We start from the raw sequence: 20,034 nt of genomic DNA on the forward strand, positions 1-20,034 counted from the left end.
GGGCGGGCGTCGCGTTCTGTCCGGCTGCCGCGCGAAGTCTGGATTCTGAGCTGGGCGAATATCATGATCGCCTTGGGCTACGGGGTGATCTCACCGGCGCTGCCGACCTTTGCACGTTCCTTCGGGGTCAGCATCAAGGCGGTGACATTCTTGGTCACCGTCTTTTCGTTGAGCCGGTTGTGTTTCGCACCGATCAGTGGCCTGCTCACCGAACGGTTGGGTGAGCGGCGGATCTATATCGGTGGTTTGCTGATCGTGGCGGTGTCGACCGCCGCGTGTGCGTTTTCCCAGGCTTACTGGCAGTTAATGCTTTGCCGGGTCTTCAGCGGCATCGGGTCCACGATGTTCTATGTCTCGGCGCTGGGTCTGATGATCCACATCAGCCCTCCCGACGCGCGCGGGCGAATCGCCGGGCTGTTCACCACCTCGTTCATGGTGGGTGCGGTCGGCGGTCCGGCGGTCGGCGGCCTGGCGGCGGGATGGGGGCTGACCGCACCATTCGTCGTCTACGGCGTCGCCATGCTGGGTGTCGCGGTGGTGCTCTTCTACGGCCTGCGGAATTCGGCGCTGGCCGCACCGCCGCCACCGTCCCGATCCACGGTGACGCTGCGCGAGGCGCTGCGGGTGCGCGCGTACCGGTCGGCGTTGCTGTCCAATTTCGCGACGGGCTGGTCGGCGTTCGGGCTGCGCGTCGCCCTGGTCCCGCTGTTCATCTCCGACGTCATGGGCCGGGGCATCGGCATCATCGGCGTGGTTCTCGCGGCGTTCGCGGGCGGGAATGCGCTGGCGGTCATCCCCAGCGGCTACCTATCGGACCGGATGGGGCGGCGCACCTTGTTGATCATCGGGCTGGTGACGTCCGGGCTGGCGACCGTTTGGCTGGGCTTTGTGTCATCGCTGCCGGTGTTCATGGTGGCGGCCGGCGTGGCCGGAGCGATGACGGGGATCTATATGTCACCGTTGCAGGCCGCCGTCGCCGACATCCTGGGCAATGAGGCGCGCGCGGGCCTTCCGGTGGCGACGGTGCAGATGATGTCGGACCTGGGTGCCATCGTCGGGTCGATGGCCGTCGGGTGGACCGCCGAGCAGTTCAGCTACACGTGGGGCTTCGTCATCAGCGGGATCGTGCTGCTGATCGCCGCCGTCGGCTGGGTGGTGGCGCCGGAGACCCGAATGGCTATGGATCTGGAGGCAGATCTGATGGCGTCCGAGTCGGACGTCGAGCCGGTATGAGCAGCAACTTTGAAGCTCAGTTACCGGTGGTGTAACTTCGATGGGCACGACTTCTTGGGGCTATGGCGCAGCTGGTAGCGCACCACACTGGCAGTGTGGGGGTCAGGGGTTCGAGTCCCCTTAGCTCCACCAAGAAACTGCAGGTCACAGCCTCAAGCTGATGTGACGCTGAAGTCACGTCAATCTAGCCGTCAAGATTCGGGGCTAGTAATGCGCCGCATGGCGTCAATTCGGCGGCGTGAGCTGCCTTCCGTCATATGGCCCCCGCTGGGGTGTGCTTCGGCGTAACCTCGGCGATGGGGCAGTCCTCCTGGGCCCAGAAGGGCACAAGATTATGGCCAACAAGCTGACGCCGCACTTCGCGGATGTGCAGGCGCACTACGACCTCTCTGATGACTTCTTCCGTCTGTTTCTGGACCCGACCCAGACCTACAGTTGCGCATACTTCGAGCGCGACGACATGACGCTGGAAGAGGCCCAGGTCGCCAAGATCGACCTGGCGCTGGGCAAGCTGGGCCTGCAGCCGGGCATGACACTGCTCGACGTCGGCTGCGGCTGGGGTGCCACCATGCGGCGGGCCATCGAAAAGTACGACGTGAACGTCGTCGGCCTGACGTTGTCGAAAAACCAGACCGCCCATGTACAGAGGTTGTTCGACGAGATCGACAGCCCCCGCAGCAAGCGGGTGTTACTGAACGGCTGGGAACAGTTCGGCGAGCCCATCGACCGCATCGTGTCGATCGGTGCGTTTGAGCACTTCGGCCCTGACCGGTATGACGACTTCTTCTCGCTGGCCGACAAGATCCTGCCCACTGACGGCGTGATGCTGCTGCACACCATCAGCAGCTTGACGGGACAGCAAATGTTCGATCGCGGCTTGCCGATTACAGCCGAGCTCGTCGGGTTCTTCAAGTTCATCTTGACCGAGATCTTCCCGGGCGGCGCGACGCCGACGATCGAGATGGTGGAGGAGCACTCGGCGAAGGCGGGTTTCACGCTGACCCGTCGCCAGTCGCTGCAACCTCATTACGCCAGGACCCTCGATCTTTGGGCCGAGGCCCTAGAGGCGCATAAGGACGAGGCCATCGAGATTCAGTCCGACGAGGTGTACGAGCGCTATATCAAGTACCTAACCGGCTGCGCCAAGCTGTTCCGGGTCGGCTACATCGACGTCAACCAGTTCACCTTAGAGAAGTAGGGATTGCCCGGGGCCGAACTGTGTGAGCTGGCCGGGCTAGATCGCGCCAAGGTCATGATCATGGGTTTCCCTCATACCGTGTCGTTTCCCTTTAAGAATTGCCCAGGCAGGTGGTCACGCCGGGGATCACAGTGGCCCCTGGATGCGCTCGTCGTCGCGCACGACGTGCTGAGCCGTTCGATCAGGCGGCAGTGGCATGCTGTGTCGCTGCTCGATGTCAAGCGCCGAATCCGCAGAGGCAACAGCCGTGCCTGGGTTCGAGTCCCCTTAGCTCCACCGAGAAACCGCAGGTCAGTTCAGATCCTCTTGAGGGTTTCCATCAGTATTCGGGCGTGAGGGCCGCGCATGGTCTCGCGCGTTCACAAGCCCAGCAGCGAATTCTCAGCTTTCTGGTACCGCCGGCACGCATGACCGGCGAGCCGCGCGGGTACGCGCTCGAGTGAACGGTTGTTCGCAGTGAAACGGCGCCTGCATTCCGGTTCGGTCACAGGTCGCCTCGTTTCTTTCGAAGGAGAAAGGATCGGCCGATTGAGCAACGGTCGGTCGGCGGGAGGAGCTTCTGATGCCCGAGATCCAACTTCACCACGAAGGACACCCCCGTTATCGCCGGATGGTCCGATTCGACTGGTCCGAGACGCCACTGCACTGGGTGCCCGACGACCCGTTTTCAACACACATGATGAACGTCTTGCACCTGCTACTACCCGAGGGCGAGCGGCACTTCATCAAGGCAGTGCTGGAAGCGTCGTCATTGGTCGACGACCCGGAGCTGGAGGCGGCGATCAAACCCTTTATCCAGCAGGAGTCCTGGCATGCCTGGGCGCACCAGGTGGTGCTGGACCATCTGGCCGAACAAGGCATCGACACCAAGCCCTACACCTCGCGGCTCCGGAAAATGCTGTCGGTGGCGCTGGGTGATCCGCCCAAGTGGTTCCCGCCGGCGTTGAAGCGCTGGTGGTTGTATCGGCGTCTGGCCGACGTGGCAGCGCTGGAACATTACACCGCGATGCTGGGCCAATGGGTGCTGCAGAACCGCGGTCTGGATTACGTCGGCACCGACCCGATGATGCTGGATCTGCTGCGCTGGCACGGGGCCGAGGAGGTTGAACACCGCTCACTGGTGTTCGACGTCTACCAGCACGTGTGCGGCAACTACTTCATCAGAGCCTTCTCGATGTTGATGACCACCCCGCTGTTTTACGGGTGGTGGATTGCCGGAGCGAAATACCTCATGGCTCACGACCCGACCATCGACCAGAAGTGGCGCTGGCGCGATTGGCTGCGCGCGGCACGCGAGTACAAGTTGCCCGGCCCCTGGCAGCTCATGGTGACGCAACCCGCCAGGTATATGCGGCCCCATCATCATCCGGGCCCCGAAGCGGTCACGGAGATGGCGGTTGAGTACATCAAGAACTCGCCCGCTGCCAAGGCCGCCCGCGAACGAGCTCAGCAAGATCGGAAGGCCGCAGTCCGATGAAAGTCTCAGTCGATCTCGATACCTGCGACGGCAACGGTGTGTGTATGAGCCTGTGCCGCGAGGTTTTTGACGTACGAGAAGACGGACTGCATCTGCTCGACGAGCAGCCGCCGCGAGAGCTACGCGGACCGTTGAAGGCCGCCGAAGTGTCCTGCCCCACCCGGGCGATTGTGGTGGAGGATTGATGCGAATGCCCGCGAATCGTCAGTTACAGCAAGTTGTCGTGGTTGGTGCCGGCGTGGCAGGAACGCGGGCGGCGGAGTCGCTGCGACAGGACGGCTACGACGGTGCCCTCACCATCGTGGGTGCCGAACGGCAGGCTCCCTACCATCGGCCACCGCTGTCAAAGAAGCTGCTCAGCGGTCAGGTGCACCGGGCCGGCGTGGACATGGCGCCGCAGTTCGACATGGATGCGCGGGTGCTCAGAGGAGCCTCCGCGGTCAGCCTCGACATGTCCGCACGTACGGTCCAGGTCCGCGACGAAGGCCAGAACCTGTCCTTGGGCTTCGACGGGCTTGTCATCGCCAGCGGCGCTGAACCGCGCGAATGGCCGGGACCGACTTTAGACGGGATGCACCTGCTGCGGACGGTCGAAGACTGCTTGGCGATTCGAAAGCGACTCGGTTCGCGTCCTCGTGTTGTGGTGGTCGGGGGCGGATTTATCGGCAGCGAGGTGGCTGCGACCTGCCGATTGCTGGGCCTGGATGTGGTGCTCGTGGAGAAGGCCGCCGGGCCGCTGGCCCAAGCGTTAGGTGGGGAGCTGGCGCCGTGCTGGGCGAAACTGCATCGCGAACATGGTGTGGACCTGCGCGTCGGCGTGGGTGTCGACGGATTCGTCGGCGACGGGCGGGTGGAAGCAGTTCGACTCACCGACGGTTCGCAGGTCCCAGCCGATGTCGTCATCGTCGGGCTCGGTGTTACTCCCGCCACCGGCTGGCTGGAAGGCTCGGGTCTGCATTTGGATGACGGGGTGGTCTGCGATGCCACCGGCGCCGCCGAGGGCAACACCGGCGACGGCAATGTGGTCGCCGCGGGGGATGTGGCGCGCTGGTGGCATCCGCTGTACGAGCGCCATCTGCGCACCGAACATTGGGACGATGCGGCGCGTCAGGGCGAGGCGGCGGCGCGCACACTGCTGGCGGGGCCCGAGCACGCCGAAGCCTTCGACGCGGTGCCGTATTTCTGGTCCGACCAATATGACGTCAAGCTGCAGATGCTCGGAGTGCCAACTGATTACGACGCTGTCGAGATCATCGAAGGCAATCCGGACGCCTGGGAGTTCATCGGCGCTTACGGGCGGGGCGGTCGCACCATCGCGGTGCTCGGGACGATCCCGGGTCGGGTGCATGCCTATCGGGAGGCCATCGAGAAGCGCGCCGAATTCCCGCCGAGCCGACCGGATTAGCACAGCCGGACTTGACTCGAGACACGCCTTTTTGGGTACAGCATCCACATGCATCGACCCGACACGATCATCGAAATTCACCGCGAACGCGTGCAGGATCAGACGGTCGAGATGTTCAGCGGCGACAAGTACACGCAGTCCGTCGACGGCGCCGGCTACTCCGCGACGGCCACCCTTGACCTCACCCTGGATCGCGTCTGGTTCATTCGCGACTCGCATCAGCGGCTGTGGCAGGAGGAAGCCGACGGTGAACGTCGGGACCCGCTGCGGCACTTCGCAATAGACCTGGTGATTTTCGATTCCAAGATCGTTATCGATTCGGTTACCTGCATTCCGTTGGTCTCGTTGCCCCCGGCTACCATCACGATCCCGGATGGTCCGCGTGCGGGGGAGTCGCGCGAAATTCCGTACAACGAGATTCCGCTGTTCGGGCGGTTGACAATTCACGACCAGCTCGAGCCGCACCAAATCGAGCCGGGCAAGCAGACGATCGCACTGAACTTCACCTCCCAGGACGCTCCCGCACTGGTGGCCACGCCGCTGCCGGACCAGCACGTCGGGTGGCTGTTCGGTCCGCACATCGAGCGGCGTGAGGACGGGAGCACGGTTCTCACCGGACAAGACCCGCGACTCAGCTGGGAACTCGACTATGCCGAGGCGTACTGGATAACCCACAGCATCGCCGGAGAACTGATGGTGAACCTGGAGAAAATGCGGCACCCCAGCCTGCCCGACGAGGAAGCCAGAACCCGGGTGCTCGACTCGCTGGCCGCCCAAATCGCCGATGCGGTCCGCCCGCAGCTGGAGACGATGGGAGACAACGGGATTCAGGCGTTACTGCCGTCGCCGGTGGACGTCGATCCTGAGGCCCAAGACGACAGCACGGTCAAGGAACTCGACGCCGTCGTGCAGCGCTTCGACATCGGCGAGGCCACCGAGGAGTCCATGGTGGTGCAGCTGCAGACACTGCGCGAATTGCCACCCGGTGAGGAATTACCCGCATCAGTCCTCGCCGAAAACCCTCGTGAGAGAGCAGCTTTGGCCGTCACCGGCTGGAGTATTCTGCGTCAGGTCCGCGACACCGTGATGAGCAGTTTCGATCTCGACGAGAGTGACTTCGACCCCGATGCACCGTGCGCGTTAGCGGGTCCGAAGACCATCAGCATCGGCGGCCAGGACCGCAACCTCGACGCTCTCGACGCCGATATCGTGCCGCGAACCGAGGACGGCCGACTGGTCGTCGACGGCACGGTGAGCGCCGATACCAAGCTCTACGATTTCAAGGCCACCTTCAAGGTGACGTACGAAATGGGCCTCGGCGGGATCCCGCGCGACCCGAAGGGAAAAGAGCTGCTGCGAGAGGACGTAGACAGCATCGAACTTCTCGAACAGACGCTGAGCCTGGCCGGTCAGAAGAAGCGTGCCGGTCACCTCAGCACCGCGGAATACGAGGCGGAAGTCAAGCGGGTGAGCGAACGATTCGATCGGCTACCGCGAACCGTGGGGGTGCGCCCCGCGCAGAACTGCGAGCCGGACGTGAATGCGGACTTCAGCCTGACGGCCGCCGGCAAAGTGGCCACGGCTGCAGGTGCGGCGGCCGTCGTCGGTCTGCTTGCGCTGCCGGTGACCTGGGTCGCGGGGGCTGCGGGGGTGGGAGCCGCCGGGGCGGGCGGATTGTTGACCCTGGCGATCGCGCAGTACATCACCACAGTCCTGACCGTCGACTGGTTCGGCACCGGCATCGGTTCTCGTCAGGTCAAGAAATCGCTGAACGACCAACCCGAGGGCACATCGCTTCCTCCGATCGGGATGCCGATCCACCTGAACCTCAACCGCCAACGCCTTGCGGTGTACTTCCGTCCGGTGCCGATGAAGTTGTGGATTGATTGCGTCACGGCCGATGCGGACGCAGGCGAGGAGGGTGATGACGACGGCATTCGGGTCGTCGGTGGCCGGTGGCCGAGCGATGGCCACCCGTGGCGGCTGTCGGAAGATGATGCCGTGTTGTTCGTCGACTCCAACGAACTGCAGCTTCTCGTTGATCCCGCCACCGCGCGGGGCGAGGAGTTACCCGTCGGCGTTGACACCGAGGAGGACGGACGCCGCCGCCTGCGGGTGCACAACGATCCCGACGCACTACGCCGGCTGCCGCGATGCTTGTCAGCAGAAGGCGGCGGCCGAGAACCATCCGCCGGCCACCAGCGCGATGAGGAGCGCGGCGGTGGTTTGTCCCATCAGCGCGGCGGCGATGACGCCCACGATCGCGCAGATAAACACGGTGACGGTCAGGAAGGCGACGAGCAGACGGTGTGAGTTGACCGCCGCGCCGGAACGGGGCGCGATGACGGTCTTACGAGGACGATCCACGCCAACCATGAAATCTCCTTAGGTGTGACGCCCGCAACATGCCCACATCATATGTGGCCTACGTCACATAATATCGGCGATAGGCGTTTCGCTGCTGAACCGGAGGACGTGGCGCGCCATGCCCTCGAATTGAGCGACGCAGGCCAAGTTCCCCGCCCACTTCGGCTAACGTTCGATAACGGTCACTTGCCCTATCGGCTCCGGGATCGGCACTGCGAATGACGCATCGGTGGGTTTGTGAAGCGTCCCGCTCACGCCGTCTGTCCCCCGAATTCAACGGCCGAAATCGCTTCGAGCCACGCGAGATTCACCCGAGCCCCCTCGGGCCGCGCCATCATCGGGAGGCGCGGCGCGACAAGGAATTCGAGCCCCGCGGCGGGTAGCGAGACATCACCTGCGGTGAGAGACGGTTCGCCGTTATCCGGCCGAGACCGCCGATTAGGTTTTCGCCTCGATGCCGATTAGTCTTGCCCGCGGTTCGTTCGCGACTCAGGAAAGCAGCCATGTCTGTTCAGCCCACTCTGCTGCGCCGTCAATCGTTGCGCAGCGCCCGCCGTAAGCGGGTAGCTCCCCGCGTGACGTGTCCGATGGTCGGCCAGTGCTTCGACGTCGAGATCATTCGCGACGCGGACGGATGGATGATCCGGGTCCCCGAGATCGGCAGGGCTACCCGCGCCAGCAGCCGGGCCACCGTCGAGCTGGCGGCACGCGAATGCATCGCGACCTGGACCGGCATCCCGATCGGGTACGTCGCCGTCTACGTCGCCAGCGAGACCGGCTAGTTACTCAGCCGCCCGGCGCGATCGCGATCGATTTCGTCTCCAGGTAACTGTCGAGCCCTTCGGGCCCGAGCTCTCGGCCGTAACCGCTCGCTTTGACGCCGCCGAAGGGCGCGAACGGATCCATCGTGTAGCCCTGATTGATGCCGAGTGTTCCGGTGCGGATCCGCGTGGCCAGTGCCAGCGCCCGGTCGGTGTCGTTGCCCCACACCGATCCGGCCAGTCCGTAGTCGGAATCGTTGGCGATCTCGACTGCCTGCTCCTCGTCGCGGTAAGGGATGACGGTGATGACGGGTCCGAAGATCTCTTCGCGTGCGATGCGCATGCCGTTGTCGGCCGCCGCGAACAGGGTGGGTTGGACGTACCAGCCGCGCTCGAGCCCGTCGGGCATGTCGGCGCCGCCGACGATCAGTCGGGCCCCTTCGTCCTGGCCGACCCGGATGTAGTCGCGAACGCGCTGCTGTTGGCGTCGAGACACCAGGGGACCGAGCTGGGTCTCGGGGTCGCTGGGATCGCCGACGCGAAGGCCGCTCATCTCGGTGGCGAGCGCATCGACGTATTCGTCATGGCGCGCTTGGGGCACCAGCACGCGCGTCAGCGCATTGCAGATCTGCCCGCTGTTGGACAGACTGGCCGATCGAACTCCGGTGGCGACCTTGTCCGGCGCCGCGTCGTCGAGAACCAGAGCTGCCGACTTCCCGCCGAGTTCGAGGCTGACCTTGGTGAGGTTGGCGGCACAGGCCGCGGCGACGGCACGGCCTGCTGCGGTGGAGCCGGTGAAGGACACCTTGTCGACCCCACGGTGGGCAACGAGGTAGGCGCCAAGCCCGGCGTCGCCAGGGAGCACGCTGACCACGCCGGGTGGCAGGCCGGCCTCATCGATCATCTCGGCCAAAAGCAGCGCGTCCAAAGGGCTTTCGGGCGCCGGCTTGAGCACGACGGTGCAGCCGGCCAGCAGCGCCGGCACCAGTTTGGTGACGATCAGGAACTGGGGCATGTTCCAGGGCACGATCGCCGCGACGACGCCGACGGGCTCCTTGCGGACCAGGACGTCGCTGCCGAAGAACCCCTGCCTGGTCTCCTGCCACTGGTGTCGCTCGGCCAGGTCGCAGAACGCGCGGATCATGAATGCGGGCAGGCCGACCTGGGCGCGCTGGGCGAAGCTGGTCGGGGCGCCGATCTCGGCGGTGATGGTGTCGACCATCTCGGGGCGGCGTCGGTCGTAGATGTCGGCCAGGCGCCGGATGGCCGCGACCCGTTCCGACGGCTCGCTGTGGGCCCAGGGCGACGAGGTCAGGGCCACGCGGGCGGCGGCGACCGCGGCGTCGACGTCGTCGGGTCCGGCCGCGTCGACCTCGGCGATGGGTTCCTCGGTATGTGGTGAGATGACTTGCACGACTTTGGGGTCCATCCGCGCCTCCCGGGCCTCAATATCAACTACTTGCTATTGATGGGTCGAGGATATACCGTCGGCCGTGACGGAGCTCTCAGGGATCGGTGAAACCGGTGCGCAGGTGGTTGTTTCGCGCGGGCAGTGCTGAAGTGAGCAGCTGGGCACACAGGGTTTCCCCACGTTGGACTGCATAAGGAGCGATCATGGCTCGATTCCCCAAACCGCGGGAGGGCAGCTGGACCGAGCACTACCCGGAGTTGGGCACCGACCCGGTGTCGTACGAGGACTCCATCAGCCCCGAGATCTACGAGCTGGAACGCGAGGCCATCTTCAAACGAGCCTGGCTCAATGTCGGTCGCGTTGAACAACTTCCGCGCAAGGGCAGCTACCTTACTCGGGAGCTGAAGGTCGTCAACACCTCGATCATCCTGGTGCGCACGACATCCGGTGACATCAAGGCCTACCACAACGTGTGCCGGCACCGCGGCAACAAGCTGGTGTGGAACGACATGCCGCAGGAAGAGACGCGCGGCGTGTGCCGGCAGTTCACCTGCAAATACCACGCCTGGCGCTACGACCTGGATGGCAACCTCACGTTTGTGCAGCAGGAGGAGGAGTTCTTCAACCTCGACAAGAGCCGCTACGGCCTGGTGCCGGTGCACTGCGACGTGTGGGAGGGCTTCATCTTCGTCAACTTCGCCAAGAAACCCGAACAGTCGCTGCGAGAGTTCTTGGGGCCCATGATCGCCGGGCTGGAGGGCTACCCCTTCGAGAAGATGACATCCCGCTGGTACTACCGCTCGGAAGTCAAGGCGAACTGGAAGCTCTACATGGATGCGTTCCAGGAGTTCTATCACGCACCCGTGCTGCATGCGAACCAGTCGCCGACGGCGTACTCGAAGGCGGCCGCCCAGGCGGGTTTTGAAGCCCCGCACTACCGGCTGGACGGGCCGCACCGGCTGGTCAGCACCTCCGGGGTGCGGGCCTGGGAACTGGCCGACGAGATGCGCAAGCCGATGGAGGACATCTGCCAGAGCGGGCTGTTCGGGCCATGGGACAAGCCGGATCTGGGGCCGATGCCCGCCGGGCTCAACCCCGCGAAATGCGATCCGTGGGGCCTGGACTCGTTCCAGCTGTTCCCCAACTTCGTCATCCTGTTCTGGGGCCAGGGCTGGTATCTGACCTATCACTACTGGCCGACGTCGTACAACAGCCACCTTTTCGAGGGCACGCTGTATTTCCCGGCGCCGCGCACCCCGCGCGAGCGGGTGGCCCAGGAACTGGCGGCGGTGTCGTTCAAGGAATACGGGCTGCAGGACGCGAACACGCTGGAGGCGACGCAGTCGATGCTCGAATCCCAGGTGATCGACGAGTTCTTGCTCTGCGACCAGGAGGTCCTGATCCGTCACCTACACAAGGAGGCCGCCGCCTGGATCGATGACTACCGCCGAACCTCCACGGCAGGAGTGTGAACACGATGCCGATGCTGCCCGCCGAGTTCGCCGACCTCGAACGGTTCGCGCAGTGGTGTCTGCCCAGCGAACCCGAACGCTACGCTAAGAGGCTGGCCAGCTCCATGACGGAAATGAAGGCCTTTTACGACGCGATCACGCCGCGTGCCGAAGAGGCATTGTCCTTCTGCGACAAGTTCTCTCTCGACGACCTGCCCGACGACGTCCAGAATCTGATGCACCTGCTCTATTCCATGATCATGGTCTCGTTCCCGGTGGAGTGCTGGAAACAGCCGCGCGTCCCCGACTCGGGTGCTTCGACGCTGGACTGCGTGTCCGAGCCCGTTCCATGACCTCGGTGCTGCGGGCGGCGCGGTGGGCCGACGTCGTGACCGGCCAGATCCGCACGCCTGCGGAGGTGGTGATCGACGGCGAACGCATCACCGCGATCAATCCCCAAGAGCCGCTTCCGGATTCGGCCACCGTCATCGATCTCGGGGACGTGACGCTGCTCCCGGGCCTGATGGACATGGAACTCAACCTGCTCATCGGCGGACCGGGCGGCCCCGAGGGCCTGCCGGCGCCTATGCATGGCGTGCAGGATGACCCCGCGTATCGCACGCTGCGCGGAGCCGTCAACGCGCGCACCACCCTGGAGGCCGGATTCACCACGGTGCGCAACCTCGGGCTGATGGTCAAGACCGGCGGGTATCTTCTCGACGTGGCGCTGCAGCGCGCCATCGACCAGGGCTGGCACATCGGGCCGCGCGTCTATCCCGCCGGCCACGCCGTCACCCCGTACGGCGGGCATCTGGACCCGACGGTCTTCCAGCGGCTGGCTCCCGGGATCATGCCGCTCTCGATCGCCGAAGGCATCGCCAACGGGGTGCCCGACGTGATCGCCTGTGTGCGTTACCAGATTCGGCACGGCGCCAAGCTGATCAAGGTGTCCGCCTCGGGCGGGGTGATGTCGCACAGCACCGCGCCCGGCGCCCAGCAGTACTCCGATGCCGAGTTCGCCGCCATCGCCGACGAGGCCCACCGCGCCGGCGTCCGGGTGGCCGCGCACGCCGTGGGCGACAGCGCAATTCAAGCGTGTATTCGCGCCGGGATCGACTGCATCGAACACGGCTTCCTGGCCAGTGACGAGACCATCCAGATGATGGTCGATCACGGTACGTTCCTGGTCTCGACCACGTATCTGACCGACGCCATGGCCATCGATCGCATCGCACCGGAGCTGCGCAAGAAGGCGCTCGAGGTGTTCCCCCGGGCAAAGTCGATGCTGCCCAAGGCGATTGACGCCGGCGTGCGGATCGCGTGCGGCACCGATGCGCCGGCCATTCCACACGGCGACAATGCCAAGGAACTGGGCGCGCTGGTAAAACGGGGCATGACTCCCGCGCAAGCGATCCGGGCGGCGACCGTGGTGGCCGCCGAGCTGATCGAGGCGGACGACGAATTGGGCAGGCTGGCACCCGGCTATCTGGCTGACATCATTGCGGTCCCTGGAGACCCGTTCGACGACATCGCCGCGACCCTCGACGTTCGCTTCGTCATGAAGAACGGGCAGATCTACAAGACCCCCGCGGCGTGATGGAGGCGGGCATGGAACTCACCGACAACATCCTGTGGCTGCTCAAGCAGGCCTTCTACTACTCGCTGACCACCATCAACGAGGCGATGCGCGAACACGGGGTGAGCACCGCCCAGATCGGTGTGCTGCGCCAATTGGCCAACGAACCAGGTTTGTCCGGCGCGGAATTGGCGCGGCGCCTGCTGATCAGCCCGCAGGGTGTCCAGCTCGCGCTCACCGCGCTGGAACGCCGCGGCCTGGTGGAAAGAAAGCAGGACCCCCAGCACGCCCGCATCCTGCGGGCCTGCCTGACCGGGGAGGGCCGCAAGGTCGCCGAAACGGTGGTCAACGACGCGATCGCCGCGCACCAGGAGGTATTCGGCGTGCTGAACGAGCAAGAACAGCGGACCTTGCGGGAATTGCTGGGCCGCGTGGTCGAAAAGGGTACTGGCCATGAGCTTTTCAACGATCACGTCGACGGCTGACGCCACCCCTGGCGGCGTGACCGCTGGCATCGACGTGCGGCGCCTGTATCTAGTACTTGAGACCAATCGCAAGTAGTTGATACTCTGACCGGGATGGGTGAAAAGCGCGTGACTGCGGACGTCGGTTCGGCGGCGGTGGCCGAGGCCGGATCGGGCGGTCTCGACCTCGCTGCCCTGCCGGATGGCTTTGTGCCACTGCGGATCAAGCGCGTGATCCCCGAAACCAGCGACGCCGTGTCGATCGTTCTCGATGTCCCGCCGGGAAGCGTGGAACAGTTCGGCTACCAGGCCGGACAGTTCCTGACGCTGCTGGTCAGCGTCGACGGCAGCGAGTACCGGCGGTGCTACTCGATGTCGTCCTCACCCGCTCTGGGCGAGGACCTGCGGATCACCGTCAAGCGCGACCGCGACGGCCTGGTGTCGAATTGGCTCAACGACAGGGCCGCGCCCGGCGACCAGCTGCCCGCCCTGCCGCCGCAGGGTCGCTTCGTGCTGCACGACAGCGATCGAGAGCTGATCGCCTTCGCCGGCGGAAGCGGTATCACGCCGGTCTTTTCGCTGCTGCGCACCGCGCTGGTGTCGGGCAAGCGCACCGCGCGACTGTTCTACGCCAACCGAAGCCGTGACGCGGTGATCTTCGACGGGGCGTTGGCGGCGCTCAACGCGCGGCACGCCGATCGCTTCGTCCTGCACCACCATCTCGACGACAACAGCGGCTTCGTCACCCCGGCGGACGTCGAGGCGTTCGTCCGCGACGCCGGCGACGCCGACGTTTACATCTGCGGGCCCAACGAATTCATGGAGACCGTGCGAGCCGCCCTGTCGGCGTCGGGTGTGCCGGCCGATCGCCTGCACGTGGAGCACTTCGACGTGAACGACATCGCCGCGGCGGCGCCGCCGGACACCGAAGTGGCGACCGACGAGGTCACCATCGTGCTGGACGGGGTCACGACCACGGCGTCCTACGATCCGGGCAACACGTTGCTGCAGACGGCCCGGATGGCCGGCCTGCGGGCCCCGTCCTCGTGTGAGATCGGTTCGTGCGGAACGTGTATGGCGCGCCTGACGCAGGGCAGCGCCCGGATGATCAACAACGACGCGCTCGAGGCGGATGAGGTGGAACAGGGCTGGGTGTTGACGTGTCAGGCCCTGCCCACCAGTGCCACGGTGCGGGTGGTCTACGAGTGAGCGAGAAGGCGGTCGATGGGAAAGCGGAGTCGATGAACAGGGTCGCGGTGGTGACCGGCGGCGCCTCGGGTATGGGCGAGGCGACCTGCCATGAATTGGGCCGGCGCGGACTCAAAGTCGCGGTCCTCGATGTCAATGAGCATGCCGCGCAGCGTGTCACCGACGACCTGCGTGCCAACGGTGTGACGGCGCTCGGGGCGGGCGCCGACGTCACCGATCGGTCCGCCGTGGAGCAGGCCTTCGCGAAGGTGCGCAGCGAGCTGGGCCCGGTGACGGTCCTGGTGACCAGCGCCGGCATGTTCGACTTCTCGCCGTTCTTGGAGATCAGTGCTGAAACCTGGTCGCGGATCATCGACGTCAATCTCACCGGGACCTTTCACTGCTGTCAGGTCGCGTTGCCGGACATGGTGGAGGCGAATTGGGGGAGGATCGTGATGATCTCGTCGTCGAGCGCCCAGCGTGGCTCGCCGTTCGCCGCCCACTACGCGGCGTCCAAAGGTGGAGTCATCACCTTGACCAAGTCGCTGGCCCGCGAATACGCGCCGCACGGGATCACGGTGAACAACATTCCGCCCTCGGGCATCGAGACACCGATGCAGCATCAGGGCCAGGCTGCCGGGTACCTGCCGTCCAACGAGCAGATCGCCAGCAATATCCCGTTGGGCTACCTCGGCACCGGGGCCGACATCGCCGCGGCCGTGGGGTTTTTATGTTCGGAAGAAGCCAGGTACATCACCGGCCAGGTGTTGGGCGTCAACGGCGGAGCGGTGATGTGATTGTGAGGATTCGATGACCAGAGAAGGCAGGCCCCCGGAGGGCTCCTGGACCGAGCACTATCCCGAATTGGGAACCGGCCCCGTGTCCTTCAAGGACTCGACGTCGCGGGAGTTCTACGAACTCGAGCGCGAGGCGATCTTCAAACGGGCGTGGCTGAACGTCGCCCGCGTGGAGGAGTTGCCACGCGTCGGCAGCTACCTGACCAAGGAGATCGAGGTCGCCGGCGTCTCGGCGATCCTGGTCAAGGGCAAGGACGAGCAGATCCGCGCGTTCTACAACGTGTGCCGTCATCGCGGAAACAAGCTGGTGTGGAACGACTTTCCGGGCGAGGAGACCCGCGGGACGTGCCGGCAGTTCACCTGCAAATACCACGGCTGGCGCTACGACCTGCAGGGCGCGTTGAAATTCGTCCAGCAGGAGTCGGAGTTCTTCGACCTCGATCTCGCGCAGTACGGCTTGCGTCCGGTGCGCTGCGACGTGTGGAACGGCTTCGTGTTCATCAACTTCGACGCCGAACCACGCCAGAGCCTGCGTGAGTTCCTCGGTCCGATGATCACCGGGCTCGACGACTATCCGTTCGGCAAGCTGACCGAACGCTACGAATGGGTGGCCCACAACAACAGCAACTGGAAGATTTTCGCCGACGCCTTCCAGGAGTACTACCACGTGCCCTCGCTGCACTCCCAGCAAGTGCCCTCCGAGGTGCGCGAACCCAACGCCGGATTCACCTGCGGGCATTTCCAACTCGACGGCCCGCACCGGTTGGTCTCCACGGCCGGACGGCGCCGCTGGCTGCTGCCACCGGAATACATGTATCCGATCGAGCGGGCCACCCGCAGCGGGCTGGTGGGACCGTGGCGGACGCCCGACATCGGCGAACTGCCGGCCGGTCTCAATCCGGGAAACATCGAGCCCTGGGGCATCAGCAATTTCCAGATTTTCCCCAACATCGAGATCCTGATCTATGGCGGCTGGTATCTGCTGTACCGGTACTGGCCCACCTCGCACAACACGCACCGGTTCGAGGCGTACACCTACTTCCATCCCGCGCGCACCGTGCGGGAGCGTATCGAGCACGAAGTCGCCTCGGTTGTTCTGAAAGAGTTTGCGCTGCAAGACGCCGGGATGCTCGGCGGGACGCAGGCGGCATTGGAATACGGAATCGTCGACGAGTTCCCCCTCAACGACCAGGAGATCCTGGTGCGCCATCTGCACAAGGTCGCTGTGCACTGGGTCGAAGCCTATCGTCGCGAGCGGGATTCGGTGGGGGTGCGATGATGCCTCCCATGCTGCCCAGTGCCTTCGCCGAGCTGGAGGACTACGCCCAAACCTGGTGTTTGGCAACCGAAACCGAGCGCTGGAACGCCCGGGTGAACGCGTCGATGCCGGAGCTGCGCGACTTCTACGACGCGTTCTTTCCCCGCCTCGAAGAAGCGATCGACTACTGCGACAAGTTCCCCCTCGACAATGTGCCCGACGACGCCCTGAACCTGCTCCACTTGATCTATTCGCTGATCATGGTCGCCATGGCGGTGGAGATCATGCACCAACCCGCACCGGTGGACGCCGCCGACGCGGTCATGATCCGCACCGGCGGACCGGTGCCCTGATGCATCCCTTCTTACGAAAGGCGCGACCATGAGTCTGCTCACCATCACCAAACTCACCGACTCCGTCGGTGCCGAAGTCGCGGGTCTGGAGCCGGCCGCACTGGCAAGCGACGACTCGGTCGGTGAGGCGGTGCTGGATGCATTGGAAGACAACGGAGTTCTGGTCTTTCGCGGTCTGCAGCTCGACCCGGCCGCCCAGGTCCGCTTCTGCCGTCGCCTCGGCGAGATCGACCACTCCTCCGACGGCCACCATCCAGTGGCCGGCATCTACCCGATCACGCTGGACAAGTCGAAGAACGCCTCGGCCGCTTACCTGAAGGCCACCTTCGACTGGCACATCGACGGCTGCACGCCGCTGGGCGACGAATGCCCGCAGAAGGCCACCGTGTTGTCGGCGGTACAGGTCGCCGAATGGGGCGGCGAAACCGAATTCGCCAACTCGTACGCCGCCTACGACGCCCTCAGCGACGAGGAGAAGGACCGGTTCGGCACCCTGCGTGTGGTGCATTCGCTGGAAGCCTCCCAGCGCCGCGTCTACCCCGACCCGTCGCCGGAACAGGTGCAGCGCTGGCGATCTCGCCGCACCCACGAGCATCCCCTGGTGTGGACGCACCGCAGCGGCCGCAAGTCGCTGGTGCTGGGTGCATCCGCGGACTACGTCGTCGGCATGGATCTCGATGAGGGACGCGCCCTGCTGGACAGCCTTCTCGAGCGCGCCACGGTGCCCGAGAAGGTCTACAGCCACACCTGGTCGATCGGCGACACCGTCATCTGGGACAACCGCGGGGTGCTGCACCGCGCGGCCCCGTACGACCCGGATTCACAACGCGAAATGCTGCGCACCACCGTGCTCGGCGACGAACCGATCCAGTGATGACCGCAGCCGCCCGGCATCCGCTGCGCCTGACACCGTTGCCCGCCCACGAGTGGGACGAGAGCGCCCGTGCGGCGCTGGCGTCGCTGATCCCGGCCGAGCGGGCGAATCCCGTGGGTGCCGGAAATGTTTTGTCCACCATGGTCCGTCACCCCGACCTGACGGCGGCCTACCTACCGTTCAACGCCTACCTGCTCACGCGATCGACCCTGTCGCCCCGGGTGCGCGAAGTCGCCTTGCTTCGCGTGGTGCACCGCAGCAATTGCGGCTACCTGTGGTCGCACCACATTCCGATCGCTCTGCGCGCCGGCCTGACCGAATCCGAGATCGAGGACATCCGCTCCGGCCGCTGCGCCGACCGGACCGACCAGGCCGTGGTCCGGGCCGTCGACGATCTCACCGGTGACAGCACGATCAGCCAAGCGACCTGGGATCTGCTGGGCGAGCTGTTCACGCGGCAGCAATGCATGGATCTGACGTTCACCATCGGCGGCTACCTCTTGCTGGCGTTGGCCGTCAATTCGTTCGGCATCCAGGAAGAGCACGGGTAGACCCGGTCCGTGGTGCGCGCTAGTCCTCGCGGGACAGGGCGGCGCGCGGGCACTCGGCGATGGCCTGCTCGACCAGCGCCTCCTGCTCGGCGGGGACCGGGTCCGCGATGACCACCGCGTAGTCGTCATCGTCGAGCTGGAAGACATTCGGCGCGATGTTCACGCAGTAGGCATTGCCTTCACACCGATCGAGGTTCACTACCGGCCGCATGAAGATCCTCCTTCTCCGATCCCTCTGTCCGACACTCGGAGTTTTTACAGTGCTTCTTGTGTAAACGCTAGCCTAGCGCGGCCGGGCGGGAAATGACGGGTGGCGACTTCTCAGTGACCTCTCAGTGGCGTGGACTTACGCTGGAAGTCTGGGTCCGGGAGGTCGATGATGAAGATCGCATCCGTCATCGCGCGCCAACTGCTGGACTGTAAAGCCCGGCCCCTGCTCGAGGTCGAAATCACCACGGACACCGGCGTTGTCGGCCGTGGCGCGTCACCGACCGGCAGCTCGGTGGGTTCACATGAGGCGTTCGTGCTGCGGGACGGCGATCGAACCCACTACAACGGGCTGAGCGTGCACCGCGCCATCTCCGCGGTGACCGACGAAATCGCCCCCGCGCTCATCGGCGCGGAGCTCGACGATCCGCGGACCCTGGACCGGGTCATGATCGACCTCGACGGCACGCCGGACAAGCGCCGGCTCGGCGGCAACGCGATCTACTCCACGTCGATCGCGCTGCTGCGGGCGGCCGCCGGGGCGGCCGGCACACCCACCTACACCTATCTCGGCGCACTACTCGGCCTCGAGCCACCGGCCACCGTCCCGGTGCCCAGCTTCAACATGATCAACGGGGGTCACTACGGCGACGTCTGCCAGACGTTCAGCGAGTTCCTCGTCGTGCCGTATCGCGCGGACTCGATCGAATGCGCGGTCGAAAAGGGGGTGAGTCTGTTCGAGACGCTCGGCGAGGTGCTCACCGAGCGGCTCGGCCGCGCACCGATGCTGGCGTCGTCGTACGGGTACATCGCGCCGTCCGGCGACCCGCGCGTCGTCTTGGAGGTGCTGGCCGAGGCCGTCGAGCGAGCCGGCTGCGCCGACATCATGGCGTTCGCCCTGGACTGCGCGTCCAGCGAGGTGTACGACAGCGAGTCCGCGACATACGCATTCAACGGCGAACGGGTGACTGCGGAGGCGTTGATCGACTATGCCCGGGGACTGTCGCGGGAGTTCCCGATGCTGTTCATCGAGGACCTGCTGGACGGGGATGACTGGGCCGGGTTCGCCAAAGCGGTGCAGGCGGTGCACCGTTCTCTGATCCTCGGAGACGACCTGATCGTCACCAACCGTTCCCGCTTGCAGCGGGCCGTCGAGACGTCCGCCGTGGACGGTTTCATCCTGAAGCCCAACCAGGTCGGAACCATCGCCGAAGCCCTGGACTGCTTCGAATACGCCACGCACAACGATGTTTTGGCAATCCCGTCGGGCCGCTCGGGCGGCGTCATCGACGACGTGGTGATGGACCTGGCGGTGGGCCTGGGGGCACCGTTTCAAAAGAACGGCGCGCCGCGTTCGGGCGAGCGCATCGCGAAGCTCAACTTTCTGCTGCGCGCCGCCGAAGGCATCCCGGACTGTGCGCTGGCCGATGTCTCGGCGCTGGCGCGGTTCTGAGGGCGTTTTC

Annotated in this window: 20 protein-coding genes and 1 tRNA gene; 19 read left to right on the forward strand and 2 right to left on the reverse strand. The window is 65.2% G+C overall.

Annotated elements, in window-relative coordinates; genetic code table 11:
• The first annotated feature begins 24 nt into the window (after window positions 1-24).
• The 8 genes from ACZYVJ_RS21155 to ACZYVJ_RS21190 all read left to right on the forward strand — a co-directional run bounded on the left by ACZYVJ_RS21155 (window position 25) and on the right by ACZYVJ_RS21190 (window position 8,462).
• Entirely contained in the window at window positions 25-1,233 is a 1,209-nt protein-coding gene (locus ACZYVJ_RS21155; RefSeq protein ID WP_463833803.1) for an MFS transporter, read from the forward strand.
• Between the two features lie 56 nt (window positions 1,234-1,289).
• Window positions 1,290-1,365: transfer RNA gene (locus tag ACZYVJ_RS21160), tRNA-Ala, on the forward strand.
• 202 nt (window positions 1,366-1,567) lie between these two features.
• Window positions 1,568-2,431, forward strand: coding sequence for a cyclopropane mycolic acid synthase MmaA2 (gene mmaA2 / locus ACZYVJ_RS21165; RefSeq protein ID WP_463833165.1), 864 nt, complete (start codon window positions 1,568-1,570; stop codon window positions 2,429-2,431).
• Window positions 2,432-2,993: 562 nt separating this feature from the next.
• Window positions 2,994-3,908, forward strand: coding sequence for a metal-dependent hydrolase (locus tag ACZYVJ_RS21170; RefSeq protein WP_463833166.1), 915 nt, complete (start codon window positions 2,994-2,996; stop codon window positions 3,906-3,908).
• Window positions 3,905-4,093, forward strand: a complete 189-nt coding sequence (locus tag ACZYVJ_RS21175) for a ferredoxin (RefSeq protein ID WP_463833167.1) — start codon at window positions 3,905-3,907, stop codon at window positions 4,091-4,093. The genes ACZYVJ_RS21170 and ACZYVJ_RS21175 overlap by 4 nt, the downstream gene beginning before the upstream one ends.
• Window positions 4,094-4,098: 5 nt before the next feature.
• The gene (locus ACZYVJ_RS21180) at window positions 4,099-5,313 is read left to right on the forward strand and encodes an NAD(P)/FAD-dependent oxidoreductase (RefSeq protein WP_463833168.1); all 1,215 of its coding nucleotides are present in this window, start codon (window positions 4,099-4,101) and stop codon (window positions 5,311-5,313) included.
• 48 nt (window positions 5,314-5,361) lie between these two features.
• Complete coding sequence (locus tag ACZYVJ_RS21185) at window positions 5,362-7,626, forward strand: hypothetical protein (RefSeq protein ID WP_463833169.1); 2,265 nt, start codon at window positions 5,362-5,364, stop codon at window positions 7,624-7,626.
• Between the two features lie 641 nt (window positions 7,627-8,267).
• On the forward strand, window positions 8,268-8,462 hold the full coding sequence (locus ACZYVJ_RS21190) for a long chain fatty acid-CoA synthetase Faa4p (protein ID WP_463833804.1): 195 nt from the start codon (window positions 8,268-8,270) through the stop codon (window positions 8,460-8,462).
• Between the two features lie 4 nt (window positions 8,463-8,466).
• Here ACZYVJ_RS21190 and ACZYVJ_RS21195 read toward each other — a convergent pair whose 3' ends face one another.
• Complete coding sequence (locus tag ACZYVJ_RS21195) at window positions 8,467-9,870, reverse strand: aldehyde dehydrogenase (RefSeq protein WP_463833170.1); 1,404 nt, start codon at window positions 9,868-9,870, stop codon at window positions 8,467-8,469.
• 185 nt (window positions 9,871-10,055) lie between these two features.
• On the opposite strand from ACZYVJ_RS21195, the gene ACZYVJ_RS21200 reads away from it, so the two are divergent.
• The 10 genes from ACZYVJ_RS21200 to ACZYVJ_RS21245 all read left to right on the forward strand — a co-directional run bounded on the left by ACZYVJ_RS21200 (window position 10,056) and on the right by ACZYVJ_RS21245 (window position 18,364).
• Window positions 10,056-11,324, forward strand: coding sequence for an aromatic ring-hydroxylating oxygenase subunit alpha (locus tag ACZYVJ_RS21200; RefSeq protein ID WP_463833171.1), 1,269 nt, complete (start codon window positions 10,056-10,058; stop codon window positions 11,322-11,324).
• On the forward strand, window positions 11,321-11,656 hold the full coding sequence (locus ACZYVJ_RS21205; protein WP_463833172.1) for a hypothetical protein: 336 nt from the start codon (window positions 11,321-11,323) through the stop codon (window positions 11,654-11,656). Before ACZYVJ_RS21200 ends, ACZYVJ_RS21205 begins: the two co-directional genes overlap by 4 nt.
• Window positions 11,653-12,900: a metal-dependent hydrolase family protein gene (locus tag ACZYVJ_RS21210; RefSeq protein WP_463833173.1), complete on the forward strand. Its 1,248-nt coding sequence runs from the start codon at window positions 11,653-11,655 to the stop codon at window positions 12,898-12,900. The genes ACZYVJ_RS21205 and ACZYVJ_RS21210 overlap by 4 nt, the downstream gene beginning before the upstream one ends.
• Before the next feature lie 11 nt (window positions 12,901-12,911).
• Complete coding sequence (locus ACZYVJ_RS21215; protein WP_463833174.1) at window positions 12,912-13,364, forward strand: MarR family winged helix-turn-helix transcriptional regulator; 453 nt, start codon at window positions 12,912-12,914, stop codon at window positions 13,362-13,364.
• Window positions 13,365-13,457: 93 nt separating this feature from the next.
• A complete protein-coding gene (locus ACZYVJ_RS21220; RefSeq protein ID WP_463833175.1) occupies window positions 13,458-14,552 on the forward strand; it encodes a 2Fe-2S iron-sulfur cluster-binding protein in 1,095 nt (364 codons plus the stop codon).
• 32 nt (window positions 14,553-14,584) lie between these two features.
• Window positions 14,585-15,328: an SDR family NAD(P)-dependent oxidoreductase gene (locus tag ACZYVJ_RS21225; RefSeq protein WP_463833805.1), complete on the forward strand. Its 744-nt coding sequence runs from the start codon at window positions 14,585-14,587 to the stop codon at window positions 15,326-15,328.
• A 13-nt stretch (window positions 15,329-15,341) separates the two neighbouring features.
• Entirely contained in the window at window positions 15,342-16,607 is a 1,266-nt protein-coding gene (locus tag ACZYVJ_RS21230; protein ID WP_463833176.1) for an aromatic ring-hydroxylating oxygenase subunit alpha, read from the forward strand.
• A complete protein-coding gene (locus ACZYVJ_RS21235) occupies window positions 16,604-16,939 on the forward strand; it encodes a hypothetical protein (protein ID WP_463833177.1) in 336 nt (111 codons plus the stop codon). The genes ACZYVJ_RS21230 and ACZYVJ_RS21235 overlap by 4 nt, the downstream gene beginning before the upstream one ends.
• Window positions 16,940-16,967: 28 nt before the next feature.
• Window positions 16,968-17,813 carry a TauD/TfdA dioxygenase family protein gene (locus ACZYVJ_RS21240; RefSeq protein ID WP_463833178.1) on the forward strand — a complete coding sequence of 282 codons (846 nt, stop codon included), beginning with the start codon at window positions 16,968-16,970 and terminating at the stop codon, window positions 17,811-17,813.
• The gene (locus ACZYVJ_RS21245) at window positions 17,813-18,364 is read left to right on the forward strand and encodes a carboxymuconolactone decarboxylase family protein (RefSeq protein WP_463833179.1); all 552 of its coding nucleotides are present in this window, start codon (window positions 17,813-17,815) and stop codon (window positions 18,362-18,364) included. The genes ACZYVJ_RS21240 and ACZYVJ_RS21245 overlap by 1 nt, the downstream gene beginning before the upstream one ends.
• Before the next feature lie 19 nt (window positions 18,365-18,383).
• Here the strand turns inward: ACZYVJ_RS21245 and ACZYVJ_RS21250 are convergent, their stop codons facing one another.
• Window positions 18,384-18,575 carry a ferredoxin gene (locus tag ACZYVJ_RS21250; RefSeq protein ID WP_064877339.1) on the reverse strand — a complete coding sequence of 64 codons (192 nt, stop codon included), beginning with the start codon at window positions 18,573-18,575 and terminating at the stop codon, window positions 18,384-18,386.
• 165 nt (window positions 18,576-18,740) lie between these two features.
• Between ACZYVJ_RS21250 and eno the strand changes: the two genes are divergently transcribed.
• A complete protein-coding gene (eno, locus tag ACZYVJ_RS21255) occupies window positions 18,741-20,024 on the forward strand; it encodes a phosphopyruvate hydratase (protein WP_463833180.1) in 1,284 nt (427 codons plus the stop codon).
• Window positions 20,025-20,034 lie beyond the last annotated feature (10 nt).

The organism is Mycobacterium sp. IDUB_3 (assembly GCF_055419585.1).

Bases quoted from the DNA above. Each gene is read 5' to 3' on its own strand.
- ACZYVJ_RS21210 (WP_463833173.1), top strand. From the start codon at position 11,653: ATGACCTCGGTGCTGCGGGCGGCGCGGTGGGCCGACGTCGTGACCGGC.
- ACZYVJ_RS21235 (WP_463833177.1), top strand. From the start codon at position 16,604: ATGATGCCTCCCATGCTGCCCAGTGCCTTCGCCGAGCTGGAGGACTAC.
- ACZYVJ_RS21200 (WP_463833171.1), top strand. From the start codon at position 10,056: ATGGCTCGATTCCCCAAACCGCGGGAGGGCAGCTGGACCGAGCACTAC.
- ACZYVJ_RS21215 (WP_463833174.1), top strand. From the start codon at position 12,912: ATGGAACTCACCGACAACATCCTGTGGCTGCTCAAGCAGGCCTTCTAC.
- ACZYVJ_RS21195 (WP_463833170.1), bottom strand. From the start codon at position 9,870: ATGGACCCCAAAGTCGTGCAAGTCATCTCACCACATACCGAGGAACCC.
- ACZYVJ_RS21220 (WP_463833175.1), top strand. From the start codon at position 13,458: ATGGGTGAAAAGCGCGTGACTGCGGACGTCGGTTCGGCGGCGGTGGCC.
- ACZYVJ_RS21185 (WP_463833169.1), top strand. From the start codon at position 5,362: ATGCATCGACCCGACACGATCATCGAAATTCACCGCGAACGCGTGCAG.
- ACZYVJ_RS21190 (WP_463833804.1), top strand. From the start codon at position 8,268: ATGGTCGGCCAGTGCTTCGACGTCGAGATCATTCGCGACGCGGACGGA.
- ACZYVJ_RS21180 (WP_463833168.1), top strand. From the start codon at position 4,099: ATGCCCGCGAATCGTCAGTTACAGCAAGTTGTCGTGGTTGGTGCCGGC.
- ACZYVJ_RS21170 (WP_463833166.1), top strand. From the start codon at position 2,994: ATGCCCGAGATCCAACTTCACCACGAAGGACACCCCCGTTATCGCCGG.
- ACZYVJ_RS21225 (WP_463833805.1), top strand. From the start codon at position 14,585: ATGAACAGGGTCGCGGTGGTGACCGGCGGCGCCTCGGGTATGGGCGAG.
- eno (WP_463833180.1), top strand. From the start codon at position 18,741: ATGATGAAGATCGCATCCGTCATCGCGCGCCAACTGCTGGACTGTAAA.
- ACZYVJ_RS21250 (WP_064877339.1), bottom strand. From the start codon at position 18,575: ATGCGGCCGGTAGTGAACCTCGATCGGTGTGAAGGCAATGCCTACTGC.
- ACZYVJ_RS21240 (WP_463833178.1), top strand. From the start codon at position 16,968: ATGAGTCTGCTCACCATCACCAAACTCACCGACTCCGTCGGTGCCGAA.
- ACZYVJ_RS21175 (WP_463833167.1), top strand. From the start codon at position 3,905: ATGAAAGTCTCAGTCGATCTCGATACCTGCGACGGCAACGGTGTGTGT.
- ACZYVJ_RS21245 (WP_463833179.1), top strand. From the start codon at position 17,813: ATGACCGCAGCCGCCCGGCATCCGCTGCGCCTGACACCGTTGCCCGCC.
- mmaA2 (WP_463833165.1), top strand. From the start codon at position 1,568: ATGGCCAACAAGCTGACGCCGCACTTCGCGGATGTGCAGGCGCACTAC.
- ACZYVJ_RS21230 (WP_463833176.1), top strand. From the start codon at position 15,342: ATGACCAGAGAAGGCAGGCCCCCGGAGGGCTCCTGGACCGAGCACTAT.